We start from the raw sequence: 16,324 nt of genomic DNA on the forward strand, positions 1-16,324 counted from the left end.
TCCTCTAGGTCAATACTTTTTCACGCTGGCACCGCCAATCATTTACCCACGTCTATCGGAAGGCGATGCCACAGCCTTTGGGAATGCCTTCTCTGAAATAGGGGGTCTTCATTTAACTTGTTTGCGTTATAAAAACTCCAAACCTGTGCACCAGTAGTTGGTGTTTGATAAAACGGAATATTCATACCTTGGTATCGAGCAGTGACTGTTGGGTGTGGATGGCCGTATCGATTGCGATATCCGTTTTGGGCAAATGCTTGATTAGGACTGAGCGCTGTTAAGAGTTCTTGAGATGAGGATGTTTTGCTACCGTGGTGTGGTGCCATGAATATCAAATTCTTATCCTTAAGATGATTGAGGGCTGTTTGGGTTAAGCGCTCAGTGATTTCAGCCTCACCCCGCTTTTCTACATCACCCGTTAACCAGAATGAAGTTGACTGATTGCGAACCTCTAAGACACAACTGACTTCATTAGGCTTTCTGGGTTGCTGATCCTCAAAAATCGAATGCTCATGCGGATGCCAAATATGAAAGTCCACCCCATCCCATGACCACTGCTGACCAAAACGACAGGGAATGGCGGGGATCTTTCTCTCTTCCAAATTGGTGAGCAAGGGATTAGTGCTGGGCAAGGATCCCATCATGGAGTCAAAGCCAATTTCTTTTAGTAGAGTTGCGGCGCCTCCAATGTGATCACTATCGCTATGACTAATGACCATGCGATCAATTTGATTAATCCCTTTACCCCTCAAATACGGCAAGATAATTCTTTGACCAGCGTTATCTTTTCCCTGAATGGGTCCGGTGTCGTATAGCAGTCGTTTTGTTTTGGTTTCAATCAGCACCGCTGTACCCTGGCCGACATCAAGTACCGTTGCGCGGAACTCTCCTTTTTTCAAATAACTATTAGTCAGCGGCTGAATAAATAGAGTTGCGCACAACACGAGACCCATCACTCTCGACGCCCAAGCCTCTTGCATAGATCCAGTACGAATCGCTATGACGATTCCGATAGTGGATAAGGCTATCGCCCACCAAGAAGGCTGGCTAGACCAGGCGATTGACCATTTCCAGTTCGCCATCCATGCAAGCATGATGGCCAAGTAGTCCATCGTGGCATGTGCTGGCATCAATAACAACCTACCAATGAAGTCAGGCAACAAAGCCCCAGCAATCGCTAAGGGAGTCACAATGTAGCTCACTATGGGAATAGCAATGGCATTTGCCAGTGGTGAAACGATCGAGACTTGATAAAACCAATATAAGGTCAATGGCAAAAGTGCGATGGTAACGACCGCCTGAACCCGGCAGGCTTCACGTAGGGATTGAATCACTCTATCTTTCCAATGAATCTCCAGCTCTCTGCCGGTAGGTAGACCTAACAAACCATCAGAATCTTGCATGGCATACAAAATCGCTGCTACCGCTCCAAACGAAAGCCAGAAACCCGGCGTATAGGGCGCCATCGGATCAATGACTAGTACAAAAAATAGAGCCCACCACCAGATATCAAAAGACCGAGGATTTCTGCCAGACCATAAGGCAAATGCAACTACTCCCACCATATACATCGTTCGCTGCGCTGGAATCTGAAAGCCTGCTAACCATGCATACACAAAGGCCGTCAAAAAACCTACTGCAGCGGCGACCTTACCAACTGGGACTAAAAGTGGCAGCGTGTTACGACGCCAGAGTAATGTGGCCAGCATGACGCCAAATCCAGCCAACATCGTTACATGCAGGCCCGATATGGAAATAAGATGCCCGATCCCAGTAGCATTAAATACACGCCAATCTTCTTGGTCGATTGCATTTTGATCGCCCATCACCAAGGCAGCAATCACTCCGCCATAGCGTGCATCCCTTGGTAGCAAGCGCTTAATCTTTTGCCTTAACTTCCAACGCTGATACTCCATGGCTAGAGCAAATTCTGTAAAGGCAATATCTTTCTCAAGAATTAGCTTTCCTGACCTAACTGATCCACTGGCACCAAAGTCTTGATGGAAGGACCAGCGCTCAAAATCAAAAGTATGGGGATTGAGGGATCCATAAGGTCGTTTGATTTTGACCTTAAATTCCCAGCGCTGACCCGGAATGACTTCGGGCACAACCTGAGGATTGCGCCATGCGGGCTGCCAGCTCAAATAGATCTGCGGAGGAAATGATTCAATCCTCTCGCGCCCCAAAAATGCCTGATCTACCTTAAAGGAAAACTTGGCGCTACTTGGAGAGCTTTGTGGCAAGGCATTCACTCTACCCTCGAGCACAAGATCTTTACCTTCATGCTCTATGGATAGAACATTACTTAAGCGATCCTGCGCGTAGTGTGCATTCCAAGCAAAACCCAAGCTACAACAACAGGCCGCTAGTAATGCACCGCTAACATGACGAGATTGGAGCAATACATAATTAACACGAGCACCAAGCAGAGAGACAATGACGACTGCTGCACATATCCAGCGCCAATACTCTGGCACAGTAGGTAAAAATAAAAGTAGCGATCCCCCGGCGATAAACGCCGCAATATTGGTGCGCAAGTTTTTAAGAGGCGGATTGGAGGTTTGAGTTGTCAGTCATTAGGGATGACCAACGGGGCAATGCTTGCATGGTATTTTGCCACACTGCTTTTGAAAATACTTCTTTACTGACTCCACGAATATCTGCCAATTGGCTAGCGATTCTGGGAAGCAAAGCTGGTTCATTGAACTTACCACCCTCCTCTTTTAACCAGGCCGGCGGAATGTCAGGGGAATCGGTTTCAGTAACAATGCTTTCTAAAGGCAACTCTTTTAAGAGACGGCGAATCTGTAACGCTCGATCGTAGGTTGCAGCGCCTCCGAATCCCAACTTGAATCCCAGCTCAATAAATTGTTCAGCCTGCTGATGACTGCCATTAAAGGCATGCGCGATACCGCTAGGAACCGTTTTTTTACGGAGCGCTTTAAGAATGGCATCCTGCGAACGGCGCACATGCAAAATCACTGGCAATTGAAATTGCTGCGCTAAATCTAATTGTTTGTGAAAGAAAAATTCTTGTCGCTGAGGATCGAGACCCTCAACAAAATAATCCAAGCCAATCTCACCAATACCCACAAATCGAGGATCATCTAATGATTGCTCAATTTGACCTTGAAGAACATCGATATCGCTATCTTGTGCTCGATTAATGTAAAGCGGATGAATTCCTAGCGTATAGACCAATCCTGGGATTTGATTGCCATACTGGCTTGCTAAATGTTTAGCTAGTACCCAATCAGAGGCCTGAACCGTAGGCAGCAAAATAGCTTTAACACCTTTATCGGCCGCACCTGAAATAATCTCTGGGAGAGAGTCTCTAAACTCTGGAGCATCTACATGGCAATGGGTATCTACCCATGTCAGGTCTGTATTTATTTCGCTCATTGTGCGAAGGTCTTTAATACTCCGTGCTCTAAATGCAAAATCCGGTCACAACGTTTTGCGCGAATAGGATCATGGGTCACAATCACAAAAGCAGTACCCTGCTCACGAGCAATATCTAACATCAAGTCAAATACGCCGTCAGCAGTTTCGGTATCGAGATTACCCGTCGGCTCATCCGCTAGAACACAAGTGGGATTACCAACTAGCGCACGGGCCACTGCAACACGCTGACGCTCACCACCAGACAATTCGCCTGGCGTATGCTGAACACGCTTTGCCAGACCAACCGCATTCAACATCACACTCGCTCGCTCCATGGACTCTTCATTACTCAAACCACGAATACGCAAAGGTAGCGCTACATTCTCAACAGCACTGAATTCATCCAAAAGATGGTGGAATTGATAAATAAAACCCAGATTGTGATTGCGTAGTTGATCTAATTTACTTACCGACAGTTTGTGGAGATTCTGCCCAGCAAGCATGACAGTACCAGCACTAGGGCTGTCTAAGCCACCTAATAGATGCAATAAGGTACTTTTACCTGATCCAGAAGATCCTACGATGGCAACCTTCTCAGAAGCGCTTACCTGTAAATCAATTTCTTTCAGGACATCAACTGCAGTAGGTCCTTTGCCATAGGTCTTTGCTAAACCCGATGCACTCAGAATAATTTGATTGGAATTACTCATAACGCAATGCCTCCGCAGGCTGAACTTGAGCAGCTCGGCGACTTGGGTACAAGGTGGCCAGTACAGAAAGGCCAAAAGCCATTAGGCCAACAGTAAGGACATCAGACAAACGAACGTCCGATGGCAGCTCACTAATAAAGTACACATCGCGAGGCAAGAATCGTACACGGAAGATAGCTTCAATTGCAGGAACGATCACATCAATATTTAAAGCAATCAGGAGACCCAAGCCAACACCGGCTAGAGAGCCTAGCAAACCAATCGCTAAACCTTGCACCAAGAAGATTCGCTGAATGAGTCCAGGACTTGCGCCCATGGTTCTTAAGATCGCAATATCAGCTTGCTTCTCATTTACTGTCATTACTAGAGTAGATACCAAATTAAAAGCAGCAACCGCAATAATCAAGGTCAAAATGATGAACATCATCTTACGTTCAGTTTGAACAGCAGCAAACCAATTGCGATTGGAGCGCGACCAGTCGCTCACCCACAACGCTTGTGGCACAACCTGAGCTAATTCAGAAGCTATCTCTGGTGCGCGTTGCATATCATCGAGCTTCACGCGTAAACCCGATGGATCTTGCAAGCGCAGTAAAGCAGCGGCATCCCTCCAATGCATGATGGCTAAAGAGCTGTCGTATTCATAATGACCACTATCCACGATGCCGACGACTTGTAATGTTCGCATTCTGGGCATAGCGCCTGCCGGTGTGAGATCACTTTCTGGCACTATTAAATTCACACGATCACCAAGGCGAGCACCAACCATATTGGCAAGCTGTGCACCTAAAGCAACCCCAAAAGCGCCTGGCTTTAAATCATCGATGCTGCCGGCGACGAACTGCTTTGGCAAATCAGAGACCTTACCCTCATCACTTGGCAGCACCCCACGAATAGATACACCACGCATCACATTCTCACGACTGAGTAAACCTTGCGAGGCGACCATTGGGGCGACACCCACAACGTGGGGCTGGGCAGCTACCTTCAGTGCAATCGGCTCCCAATTCGCTAAACCATCTGGGGCAGTAATCTCCACATGAGAAAGAACGGATAACATGCGGTCGCGCACTTCCTTCTGAAAACCATTCATGACTGAGAGCACCACTATCAGGGCGGCGACGCCCAAAGCGATACCTGCAGTGGAGATTCCAGAAATAAAAGAAAGGAAGCCATCACGCTTACCTACCGTCTTGCGACGCTTGGATCGGGTATAACGCAGGCCAATTTCTAGCTCAATAGGAAGTCTCAACATACTTACAGTTTAGTGAATTAAACGAGCAAACCAATGGATTCTGTAAATGCCACCTAAAATCAGGGGAATGACTGCTAATTTGATCTCCCAAACAAGTACTTTGCGACGCTTTACCCTGATGGTGTCAGGGGAAGATGCTATTGACGCTGGATTAGAGCGAGATACCCCGCCCAGCGGACTTCCGCAAGAGCGCTTTCTACTGGGTGATCGACTGCCGATTGCCCCAGTCTTACTATTAGGCCAAAGCGACCTCACAGTTAACCCAAATGAAGTGATTGTCTGTCTACAGCCAGTCCACCTTCATGCCACCCGAGATCATTTAATCCTCATGGCTCAAAATCAGATTGATCTGACAGCAAATGAATCCGCCAACTTGCTACAAGTTGCCCTCCCCTTTATCGAAGAAGATTTTAGAAACAAGGTGTTATTTCAGGGACAGCGTGATTGGTTTATTCCAGCAGGTCCATTTATCAGTCTTGCAACGCACTCTATTGATCAAGCGCATGGTCGTAATATTGATTGGTGGATGCCGCGCGATACAAACGTGACTGGAGTTGCTAAGCTCTGGCGAAAACTCCAAAATGAAATTCAAATGCTTTGGCACATTGATCCGGTCAATCAGGAACGCGAACAACGTGGATATCCCAGCATCAACTCCTTATGGATTAGCGGTATCGGTAAACTAGCTGATATTCAGACTCCTCCATTGCTGGAGAATGTGAATCAGCTATATGGCGATCACCCCCTCTTGGTTGGGTTAGCCAAATATCTTGCAATCCCTCAGCAGCGTGAGATTGATTTCTCAAACTTACAAAATACCTTTGCGTGGCTTGATCGTCCTGAGGTTATTTGGGACAGCTTGAGAACAGCCCTTTTAAGTAAAGAGTTAGATGAAATCGAAGTGATCGATTTTCCTCAGGGTCAAACTCGCCACAGAATCCTCACAGCCAAGGACTTAAACAAAAAATCATGGGCCTTCTGGAAAAAATCAGAACCTTTAACTTGGCAAGAAATCATTTCAGTATGAATCTTTTTTCTCAGCGCCCCTTTTCTGATCGCACGGCTAGCTGGTTACAGCAAAGTGGTCTGCATCCCCTATTAGCAAGGCTGTATGCAGCTCGTGGCATTGATAAACCAGAAGAGCTATCTTTAGATCTAAAGCAACTACTCTCACCAGTAGAGCTAAAGAACTGCATTAATACTGCCGCCTTACTGGCCGATATTTTGGAGCGTAAAGAATCCATGCTGGTAGTGGCAGACTATGACTGTGATGGCGCTACTGCATGTGCTGTTGCTTTGCGTGGATTGAAGATGTTGGGTGGGCCAGATACTCCTATTCAGTTTTTGGTACCCAATCGTTTTACGATGGGCTATGGACTCACTCCAGAGGTAGTTGATCTTGCTGCTCAACAAAACCCCAAACCTAAATATCTCATCACTGTTGATAACGGCATTGCTAGCGAAGCTGGGGTAGACCGGGCTCGCGAACTGGGCATGGAAGTCATCGTGACTGACCACCACCTGCCAGGTGATCGACTGCCCAAAGCCACTGCAATAGTTAATCCGAATCAACCAGGCTGTAGCTTCCCAAGCAAAGCGCTTGCTGGTGTCGGCGTCATGTTCTATTTATTAGTTGCTCTACGAGCAGAACTTCGCAAGCGTGGAAAATTTACTGCTGAGACTCAACCTAAGATTGAGAGTCTATTGGATCTCGTAGCCTTAGGTACCGTAGCGGATGTGGCACAGCTTGATCGCAATAATCGCATCTTGGTTTCTAATGGTCTTAAACGCATTCGCACAGGAGTATCGCAAGCTGGTATTCAGGCACTATTCCAGGCGGCTGTACGCGATCCTCGCAAGGCCAATACTTTTGACTTGGGTTTTGCTATAGGGCCTCGCTTAAACGCAGCAGGACGTCTAGCGGACATGACTTTAGGCATTCGCTTATTGATTTGCGATAAGCCCGAAGAAGCCATTGAGTTAGCTTACGAACTTGATCGCATTAATCGCGAGCGGCGTGTGATTGAAGGCGGCATGCAAGAAGCTGCTCTCGCCCATCTCGCTGAAGATCAATTAGCAGGCACTATGGCAGAGCGTTCCAGTATCTGCCTTTGGAATCCAGAGTGGCATCAGGGAGTAGTTGGCATCGTCGCTTCGCGCCTGAAAGAACGATTTAATCGTCCCGCAATTGTCTTCGCTCCAGCTGATGGTGCTAGCGGAGAAGAATTGCGTGGCTCTGGTAGATCATTGACAGGCTTTCATCTACGTGATGCCTTGGATATTGTTTCTAAGCGCGAGCCTGGCTTAATTCTGAAGTTTGGTGGTCATGCCATGGCGGCAGGCCTCAGTATTAGAAAAGCTGATTTTGAAAAGTTTGACACCGTGTTTCAGCAGGTTGCTAATGGCTTACTCAATGATGAATTGCTAGAGCGTCGCCATATTCATGATGGACCACTGGATCTATCTGAATTCACACCCGAAACCGGCGATCTCTTGGCTGAAGAAATCTGGGGGCAAGGCTTTCCTCAACCCATTTTTTATGGTGAATTTGAGATTGGACAGCAAAGCCTAATGAAAGAAAAACACCTGCGTCTGCAGCTTCGTCCAATTGGCATCGGTCCATTGGCTAGCAAGCCATTTACTGGAGTCTGGTTTAACCATACCCAATCCTTGCCAGCCAAGGCCAAGCTGGCCTATCGCCTAGTCACCGACCGTTTTCAAGGGCAGGCACGCGTACAACTCATGATTGAGGCCCACGACGAGGCTTAGACTGGAATAACCCCCTTATAATCTGGGGATGGAAGCCGAACAACTCAATATTATTTCAAATACCCTGTCCGATCTGCTCACCCGTGAGCAAGCACTTCGGGGGTATCTTTGACTTCGAAGTAAAGTCACGACGCCTTACTGAAGTGAATTCAATTCTTGAAGATCCGACCATCTGGGATGATCAAAAGAAAGCACAAGCCCTCGGCAAAGAGAAGAAATTGCTCGATGGTGTTGTTGCAACCCTCACCGATTTGAATAGCAATATCACTGGCGCCCTCGAATTATTCGACATGGCTAAAGAAGAAAGTGATTTTGAAACTATTGCTGCTATCGAACAAGATGTTGAGAGCTATAGCAAGATCATTCATGATCTTGAGTTCCGCCGCATGTTCCATAACGAAATGGATTCTTGCAATTGCTTTATCGATGTTCAAGCTGGCGCAGGTGGAACAGAGGCTTGCGACTGGGCCAGCATACTTCTGCGTCAGTACCTTAAATATTGCGAGCGCAAAGGCTACAAAACAGAAATCCTAGAAGAATCCGATGGTGATGTAGCCGGTATCAAGAGCGCCACCATCAAGGTCGATGGTGAATATGCTTACGGACACTTGCGCTCAGAGACTGGTGTGCACCGTTTAGTACGCAAGTCACCTTTTGATTCCTCCAATGGTCGCCACACTTCGTTTGCCAGTATCTACGTATACCCAGAGATTGATGACTCGATTGAGATTGACGTTAATCCAGCAGATATTCGTACCGACACCTATCGCGCCTCAGGTGCGGGTGGTCAGCATATTAATAAAACCGACTCTGCTGTTCGCTTAACCCACCTGCCCACCGGAATCGTGGTGCAGTGTCAGAATGACCGAAGCCAGCACCGCAACAGAGCCGAAGCGATGACGATGCTCAAGTCACGCCTGTACGAGCATGAGATGCAAAAACGTCGTGCAGAACAAGATAAGCTTGAAGCCAGCAAAACCGATGTGGGCTGGGGTCATCAGATTCGCTCCTACGTGCTGGATCAAAGTCGCATCAAAGACTTACGCACTAACGTTGAGATCTCAAATACACAAAAAGTATTAGATGGTGATCTTGATGCCTTTATTGAAGCTAGCCTGAAGCAAGGCGTTTGATTCATTACCCCTATTCCAGTTATTAATATTCCATATGAACGATCCAGTGAATTCAACTCCTAACCAAGCTACAGCCACTGAAGCTGTGGATGAAAACCATATCATCGCCGAGCGTCGTGAGAAATTAGCCAAGTTACGCGAAGGCGGTATCGCGTTTCCGAACGACTTCGTACCGACCCATTTAGCTACAGATCTTCATACTCACTACGACAGTCTTACTAAAGAGGAATTGGCCGCTAAGAAAGTACATGTCAAAGTGGCTGGCCGCATGGTACTCAAGAGGGTGATGGGTAAGGCCAGCTTTGCCACCATTCAAGATCGTAGTGGCCAGATTCAGTTCTACATTAATGACGAAATCAGCGGTGCTGATATTCATGGTGCATTCAAGCACTGGGATATGGGAGACTTTATCTCCGCTGAAGGTCATTTATTCAAGACCAATAAAGGTGAGCTCTCTGTTGAATGCAGCAAGCTACGCCTGCTGAGCAAGTCTTTACGTCCACTGCCAGATAAGTTTCATGGTCTATCAGACCTAGAGACCAAGTATCGCCAACGTTACGTTGACTTGATCGTCAATCCAGAAAGTCGCAATACTTTCAGAGCTCGCAGCAATACGATTGCTTCTTTGCGTCGCCACATGCTCGATGCAGACTTCATGGAAGTGGAAACACCCATGCTCCATCCGATTCCTGGTGGCGCAACTGCTAAGCCCTTCATTACGCACCACAATGCTTTGGATATGCAGATGTTCTTGCGCATTGCGCCAGAGCTGTACTTGAAGCGCCTTGTGGTTGGCGGCTTTGAGCGTGTGTTTGAAATTAATCGTAACTTCCGTAATGAGGGTGTTAGCCCACGTCACAATCCAGAATTCACGATGATGGAATTCTATGCAGCCTATACCGATTACAGCTGGTTGATGGATTTTACGGAGAACTTAATTCGTTCTGCTGCAATGGATGCGCAAGGTACTGCTGTTCTAACCCACCAAGGTCGTGAACTGGATCTCAGTAAACCTTTTCAGCGCTTAACAATTACTGAAGCCATCCTGAAATATTGTGGCCAATCAAACAAGAGCTATGAAGCAGCTCAATTAGAAGATGCTGCATTCATTCGCGCTGAATTGAAAAAAGGTGGCGAGAATCCAGACTCCCCTACACTCAAGAACGCCGGCATTGGCGCTCTTCAATTAGCCCTATTTGAATTGGTAGCTGAGTCACATCTTTGGGAGCCAACCTACATCATCGATTACCCAATCGAAGTCAGCCCTCTTGCCCGTGAATCCGATACCCGTCCTGGCATTACCGAGCGCTTTGAGCTATTCATTACCGGCCGTGAAATCGCCAACGGCTTCTCAGAGTTAAATGATGCCGAAGATCAAGCCAATCGCTTCCGTAAGCAAGTAGAGCAAAAAGAAGCGGGTGATGAAGAGGCGATGTACTTTGACCATGACTTCATTCGCGCTCTGGAATACGGCATGCCTCCGACTGGTGGTTGCGGTATTGGTATTGACCGCTTAGTCATGCTGCTAACTGACGTACCCAATATTCGTGATGTGATTTTGTTTCCACATCTACGTCGCGAAGAAGAGTAAGTAGTTAGAACACCTTCTCCGTAAATCAAAAGCCGCAGAATTCAAACTCTGCGGCTTTTTTCTTGACTACATCAGGAAGGGTTAAGTAGTTGGATATAACTTCGTGCTCTCGCTGTCAATGACAGTCACATTCACCGGAATACCAAGACTCACACTAGAAGATACAGTACAGAAGTCCTGAAACTGAGCCAATACGCGCTCAAGATTCTCAAGGGTATTACCCGGAACGCCAATCCGAATCTCCACGTTTATAGTCAATATGCGTAAGCGGTTTTCAGCGTTTCTACCGATTTCACAACTGGCCTTTGTTTCGATTGGCTCAGGATTTTGCTTAAACTTTCTGAGCGCAAAGAGCAGTGAATCAGACAAGCAATTCGCTACACCAGCCAATAAGAACTGTGATGGTGTAGCGCCTTGTGATTTTCCCAGGGGTGGTGGCTCATCGCCATAAACAGGATCACGCTCTTCGTTGTAATAAATAGCAAATTGGTAATCAGCTTGCTGAACTAGTCTTACTGAAGGATCGCTACTCATAAAAACTCCAATAACTTAAAACACTATCTTAATAGATAGCAGGAATTAACTTTTTGACCCTACGCTGGTAGTCTCGATAATCTGGAAAACGCTCTACCAACCAGACTTCCTCCCGCCTTGCTTTGACATCAAATAAGAAAAATAGGCCAATGGCATAGATCAAGATATAAATACCGGGGAAGATGAGTAGCCAAGCAAGTGCTGCTAAGAGCACCCCAAAGTAGATCGGGTGCCTTACAAGTTGATATAAGCCGTTTTGAATCAGAATGGCATTGTTTTTTGGGCAAGGCAGAGGGGTGAGATTTTTACCGAGATTAATCACGGCAATTACCATGATTAAAGTAGCTAGCAAGCCAATCGCAATGCCACAAGACTGGAGAATGGAAGCAAGGGGTTCGGAGCTGATTAAAAGAGAACCTTGTGGGCCGAACAAGATCAGGCCAATCAGAATTCCCTGTATCACCACATACCATGCACCTCTCTCAAAGATCGATTGATGTGGCGATGAAGTCATGGCGTGGCCTTATGAAGATAAGACCACAGTCTAGCTTGAATTAGTACGTTAATGCCTTATTAAAGTGCTCATCAATGCTAGCCTCGTCTTGGGTCAACACATGTTGTGCAATCAGGAAAACCCCTGAAATAAAGCTGAGGCAAACTAGCACCCCAAAAGCATGATATTGATTTAGGCCACTCTGATTCAGGGCATTGAGATACAGGGCGCTATCCAGGGCCAGGTGGGTGGATAAGCTCAGTAGAGCCAAACCCAAAAATATCTGGATGATGGTTAAAAATAAGGGCTTTTGGACTTTGGGCTTAGCAGACATAGGATTCTCTCGATTAGGCATAAAAGAATCATAGGGGGCTAGCCTACATAAGTAAAAGAATCCCTTTTTATAAGCTAAATACTTTTTTATCTATAGAACCATCCCTAGAATGAGGATAATTGGGTTTTACACCCTCAATAATTCGTATTTATGGCTGCCTACAACACTGAAACCGTTCTCACTGTTCATCACTGGAATGACACCCTGTTTAGCTTTACAACCACCAGAAACAAAGGTTTACGCTTCCGTAGCGGCCATTTCTTGATGATTGGTTTAGAAGTTGAAGGCAAGCCATTAGTTCGCGCCTACAGTGTGGCGAGCCCTAATTATGAAGAGCATTTAGAGTTTTTAAGTATCAAAGTTCAAGATGGCCCCCTCACCTCTCGTCTTCAGAAGATTCAGGTAGGTGACCCCGTTTTGGTGAGCGAGAAATCCGTGGGCACCCTAGTCATAGATGACTTGAACCCAGGAAAACACCTTTACTTATTTAGCACCGGGACAGGATTGGCGCCTTTCATGAGCATTATTCGTGATCCGGATACTTATGAGAAGTTTGAGAAAGTAGTCTTGATTCATGGTGTTCGTTTAGTAAGCGAGCTGGCTTACGGTGATTACATTAAAGATGAGCTCACTCAAGACGAATATATTGGCGAAATCATTCGCGAGAAATTAATCTACTACCCAACAGTGACGCGCGAGGCTTTTAAACACACTGGTCGCTTAACTACCGCGATTGAGTCAGGCCAACTATTTAAAGATATTGGCTTACCCCCATTAGATCCAGCAGTCGATCGCGCCATGATCTGCGGTAGCCCATCCATGCTAAAAGAAACTGCTGAGATGCTCGATTCCAAGGGCTTCAAGGTATCCCCTAGCCTTGGTCAATTGGGTGACTATGTATTTGAGCGCGCATTCGTAGAAAAGTAAAAAGCCTATATACCCAAAAGTAATTTAGTTATCGCTATATGTTTCTTGTGGATATATAGACACCTTGGTAAATTAACCCTAACAAGATATTTACCAAGGAATTGAGATGTCCCCTGTCCGAGAGCACTACAACCCGATCATTACGCAGTTATTGCGTGAACATGATCGCTTGCCACATGAGAATGTGGCTGAACGAAAAAACTTCCAACGCAGAATTCTGTTCTTGATGACCACTATCAAGATGGAAGAGTTTGAGGACTCTTACAGTTAAAAGTCTTTCTTACAATGAGCTGCTAATAAAGATCAATCCGATTGCAGCAATAAATACAGTTTCAACAACCAACATGACTACCGGCTGCCAACCTAATTTTGCCAACTCCTGAAAGTTGGTTTTCAGTCCAGCCGCGCCAATAGCAATTACCAACATCCAACGGGACATTTCACCAATAGATTGGGTAACTGAGCTTGGTAAAATCTGCATAGATGCAACGACTGATAGCGCCACAAACCCCAATAAGAATGTCGGTATCAGGCGAAGACTTCCCCATCCTAAGCGTTGAGATGATTTTTCAGCACCAAAGAAAATAGAGATAAATAAAACGACAGGCAATAAGAGAGCGACACGGAAAAGCTTTACGACAGTCGCTACATCACCTGCTTCAGGTCCAAACAGCATCCCCGCAGCAACTACCTGCGCCACATCATGAATAGTAGCCCCTAGAAAGATGCCAGCAGGTAATGCGGTGATATTGAGCAATTGCAACGCGAAGGGATATACCACCATAGCAATAGTGGAGAGGACGGTTACCCCTACTACTACAAGCAGAGTAAAACGCTCATTCTCTTTTGTTTTTGGCAGAACTGAAGCTACTGCTAAAGCTGCTGAAGCTCCGCAAATACCAACGGATCCACCCGCAATCAATCCAAAATCTGGAGACAGCTTTAAGAGCTTGGCCAGGAAGAATCCCAATGCTACGGTGGTAGCAACCGCAAACATCACCATTAATCCGGTATTCAAACCGATTGCACCAATATCAGCGAACGTAATCCGAATACCCAGAAATGCAACACCTAAACGGAGAACCGTTTTGGCGCAAAAATCAATTCCTGGCTTTACTGCCTCATTGAGATATAAAAAATGGAGCGACAAACCAATCAGTAATGCGTACAACAACTGGGGGCCACCATAGTTCTCAGAAAGAAAACTGGTAGACATGGCAATGAGCAGGCAAACCAAAAGTCCTGGAGTATTTTTCCGAATGGTGGTCAACATCAAACTAAGCTACCAACTCACTGAAATACTCATGTTGAGTAGTATTTAAAGTGGAAACACGCCACTCTAGAGGCTCATCCTGAATGCCCAGCGCCACTCTTCGAATAACTAGTACGGGAGATTCTGGATTTAATCCTAGCCATTCAGCGTGCTGTTTACCCGCTAGGCCGGCACGCAAACGCTCGCTGCTTCGCACAACAGTTTGGCCGTACTCCATTTGATACATCTGATAAATACTGCCCTTGCGCTCAATAAAGTCTGCACGGGTTAATTCCTTGAACCGCTTTTTATCTAGCGTGATCTGATCGATCATGACGCACTGCTCTTCCAATGACAGGCGATTGGTAATTCTCCAAACGGGTGCACCCTCTTTTATCTCTAACTTACTCGCCTCTTCCTTATTGGCAGTAGCGCTAATTAGGGAGACTAATTCAACTTTGGGGTAAACCTTTTTCTCAGCATCGTGTTTAACAATGTGAAAAAAATAATATAAAAGTCTTTTGAGATCATGCTCAACAACATAGGTTCCCCTGCCTTGGCGTCGGACTACGATACCTTCCGCAACCAACTCGTCCACCGCTTTGCGCAGGGTACCTATAGATACATCTAACTCTTTTGATAAATCCTTTTCGGCAGGCAATGCCTGCCCCATAGGATATCGACCCCTGACCAGATCCTCGGTGATCTTTTGCTTAACTTCCTCGTAAGCGGTCAGGTTTCTCATGCTGCAGTCTTATGCTGATTCGTATAAACGAGTCAATACGAACTCACGGTGACCAAGAATTTCAGAAGCAGTTAACTCACCATCAGCTGTACGCTTCAAGCAATCCAAGAGCTTATCTCCCGCTTGATCCATGTTCTCTTCGCGACGCAATAAGCCAGACACGTCAACGTCGATATGCTCACCCATAGTACGAACAGTCTTTGGATTAGCGCAAATCTTAATGACTGGAAGAATTGCATTGCCGATCACATTACCCTGACCTGTTGGGAAGAAGTGGGCAGTAAAGCCGGCAGCTGCGCATAAGGTGACCATTTCAGCGGCAGCTGATGATGAGTCCATGAAATGCAGTCCAGGAATCTTTGGCTCTTCACCCTTATCCAGCACGCTATCCACAATACATTTCTTACCAATTTTTTGGATATTGCCCAAAGCCTTCTCTTCGATGGTTGTTAAACCACCTGCAATATTGCCCTTAGTTGGCTGAGAGTCAGATAGATCGCTCGTCTTATGACGCTCAATCACATCCTGGTAACGATCAAACATCTCGCGAAACTTTTTCTTCACTTCAGGAGTGCGGCAACGCGCTTCAACCAAGTGTTCGCCACCAGTTAACTCGGTGGTCTCACCAAACACCATGGTTGAGCCAATTTCATACAACTTATCAAAAGCATCACCTACGGTTGGGTTTGCACCACAACCAGAAGTCGTATCGGATTCACCGCATTTTGTGGAAACCCATAACTCAGATAATGGAGCAGAAACACGTTTTTGCTTAGATGCATGCTTCATCATGTTGTAGGCAGCTTTACTAGCGGAGGCAATGGTTGCTGTGTCGCCATTGCCTTCAATCCAGAATCCCTCAACTGGCTTGCCTGATGCCTTAATGCCATCAACGATAATTTTTGTCCACTGCGGCTCAATACCGATTACCACTACAGCAGCAACGTTCGGATTAGAACCCGTACCAATTAAGGTGCGAAAGTGTAAATCCAAGTCAGCTCCGAACTGTAAACGGCCATAGGAGTGAGGGATTGCCATCGTTCCTTTGATGTTATTGGCTACTGCTTCACAGGCTGCATTGGATAAGTCATCCAAAGGCAAAATCAATACGTGATTACGAATACCCATGCGGCCGTTTTCACGGCGATAACCTAAAAAGGTCGCGTCTTTCAAATTAGTCATTTTTTATATCTCTCT

16 protein-coding genes are annotated in these 16,324 nt (G+C 46.2%); 6 read left to right on the forward strand and 10 right to left on the reverse strand.

From position 1 onward, the window contains the following. Positions 1–38: 38 nt before the first annotated feature. The 4 genes from C2759_RS07100 to C2759_RS07115 are packed head-to-tail and all read right to left on the reverse strand — an operon-like array spanning position 39 to position 5,346. The gene (locus C2759_RS07100; protein ID WP_251366937.1) at positions 39–2,537 is read right to left on the reverse strand and encodes a DNA internalization-related competence protein ComEC/Rec2; all 2,499 of its coding nucleotides are present in this window, start codon (positions 2,535–2,537) and stop codon (positions 39–41) included. Positions 2,538–2,541: 4 nt separating this feature from the next. After that, positions 2,542–3,402, reverse strand: coding sequence for a TatD family hydrolase (locus tag C2759_RS07105; RefSeq protein ID WP_215354190.1), 861 nt, complete (start codon positions 3,400–3,402; stop codon positions 2,542–2,544). Continuing rightward, entirely contained in the window at positions 3,399–4,094 is a 696-nt protein-coding gene (gene lolD / locus C2759_RS07110) for a lipoprotein-releasing ABC transporter ATP-binding protein LolD (RefSeq protein ID WP_215354192.1), read from the reverse strand. The genes C2759_RS07105 and lolD overlap by 4 nt, the downstream gene beginning before the upstream one ends. Next, on the reverse strand, positions 4,087–5,346 hold the full coding sequence (locus C2759_RS07115; protein ID WP_215356713.1) for a lipoprotein-releasing ABC transporter permease subunit: 1,260 nt from the start codon (positions 5,344–5,346) through the stop codon (positions 4,087–4,089). The genes lolD and C2759_RS07115 overlap by 8 nt, the downstream gene beginning before the upstream one ends. 49 nt (positions 5,347–5,395) lie before the next feature. Here C2759_RS07115 and C2759_RS07120 point away from each other — a divergent pair, with 49 nt between their 5' ends. From C2759_RS07120 to lysS, 4 genes are all read left to right on the forward strand, one after another. Further along, positions 5,396–6,376, forward strand: a complete 981-nt coding sequence (locus tag C2759_RS07120) for a hypothetical protein (protein ID WP_215354193.1) — start codon at positions 5,396–5,398, stop codon at positions 6,374–6,376. Next, positions 6,373–8,118, forward strand: coding sequence for a single-stranded-DNA-specific exonuclease RecJ (gene recJ, locus C2759_RS07125; RefSeq protein WP_215354195.1), 1,746 nt, complete (start codon positions 6,373–6,375; stop codon positions 8,116–8,118). Before C2759_RS07120 ends, recJ begins: the two co-directional genes overlap by 4 nt. A gap of 28 nt (positions 8,119–8,146) precedes the next feature. Further along, positions 8,147–9,251, forward strand: a protein-coding gene (prfB, locus tag C2759_RS07130; RefSeq protein WP_215354197.1) for a peptide chain release factor 2 whose coding sequence is annotated in 2 segments (ribosomal slippage) — positions 8,147–8,227 and positions 8,229–9,251 — 1,104 coding nt in all. Because the reading frame shifts where the segments join, the coding sequence is not laid out codon by codon here. Positions 9,252–9,285: 34 nt separating this feature from the next. Beyond that, positions 9,286–10,842: a lysine--tRNA ligase gene (gene lysS, locus C2759_RS07135; protein ID WP_215354198.1), complete on the forward strand. Its 1,557-nt coding sequence runs from the start codon at positions 9,286–9,288 to the stop codon at positions 10,840–10,842. 81 nt (positions 10,843–10,923) lie between these two features. Here the strand turns inward: lysS and C2759_RS07140 are convergent, their stop codons facing one another. The 3 genes from C2759_RS07140 to C2759_RS07150 are packed head-to-tail and all read right to left on the reverse strand — an operon-like array spanning position 10,924 to position 12,203. After that, positions 10,924–11,376: an OsmC family protein gene (locus C2759_RS07140; RefSeq protein WP_215354199.1), complete on the reverse strand. Its 453-nt coding sequence runs from the start codon at positions 11,374–11,376 to the stop codon at positions 10,924–10,926. A 28-nt stretch (positions 11,377–11,404) separates the two neighbouring features. Beyond that, on the reverse strand, positions 11,405–11,890 hold the full coding sequence (locus C2759_RS07145; RefSeq protein WP_215354200.1) for an isoprenylcysteine carboxylmethyltransferase family protein: 486 nt from the start codon (positions 11,888–11,890) through the stop codon (positions 11,405–11,407). Between the two features lie 40 nt (positions 11,891–11,930). Beyond that, positions 11,931–12,203, reverse strand: coding sequence for a hypothetical protein (locus tag C2759_RS07150; protein ID WP_215354201.1), 273 nt, complete (start codon positions 12,201–12,203; stop codon positions 11,931–11,933). Between the two features lie 150 nt (positions 12,204–12,353). On the opposite strand from C2759_RS07150, the gene C2759_RS07155 reads away from it, so the two are divergent. Both C2759_RS07155 and C2759_RS07160 read left to right on the forward strand, forming a co-directional pair. Continuing rightward, positions 12,354–13,130, forward strand: coding sequence for a ferredoxin--NADP reductase (locus C2759_RS07155; RefSeq protein WP_046330487.1), 777 nt, complete (start codon positions 12,354–12,356; stop codon positions 13,128–13,130). 106 nt (positions 13,131–13,236) lie between these two features. Beyond that, on the forward strand, positions 13,237–13,401 hold the full coding sequence (locus C2759_RS07160) for a hypothetical protein (protein ID WP_170217003.1): 165 nt from the start codon (positions 13,237–13,239) through the stop codon (positions 13,399–13,401). A gap of 9 nt (positions 13,402–13,410) precedes the next feature. Here C2759_RS07160 and C2759_RS07165 read toward each other — a convergent pair whose 3' ends face one another. From C2759_RS07165 to C2759_RS07175, 3 genes are read right to left on the reverse strand one after another with little or no spacing between them, the layout of a single operon-like run. Further along, positions 13,411–14,403, reverse strand: coding sequence for a YeiH family protein (locus tag C2759_RS07165; RefSeq protein ID WP_215354202.1), 993 nt, complete (start codon positions 14,401–14,403; stop codon positions 13,411–13,413). Between the two features lie 4 nt (positions 14,404–14,407). Further along, positions 14,408–15,127 carry a GntR family transcriptional regulator gene (locus C2759_RS07170; protein ID WP_215354203.1) on the reverse strand — a complete coding sequence of 240 codons (720 nt, stop codon included), beginning with the start codon at positions 15,125–15,127 and terminating at the stop codon, positions 14,408–14,410. Between the two features lie 9 nt (positions 15,128–15,136). Beyond that, entirely contained in the window at positions 15,137–16,309 is a 1,173-nt protein-coding gene (locus tag C2759_RS07175; protein ID WP_215354204.1) for a UxaA family hydrolase, read from the reverse strand. Between the last annotated feature and the right edge of the window lie 15 nt (positions 16,310–16,324).

The sequence above is a fragment of the Polynucleobacter sp. MG-Unter2-18 genome, assembly GCF_018687675.1.
Taxonomy (GTDB): Bacteria; Pseudomonadota; Gammaproteobacteria; order Burkholderiales; family Burkholderiaceae; genus Polynucleobacter.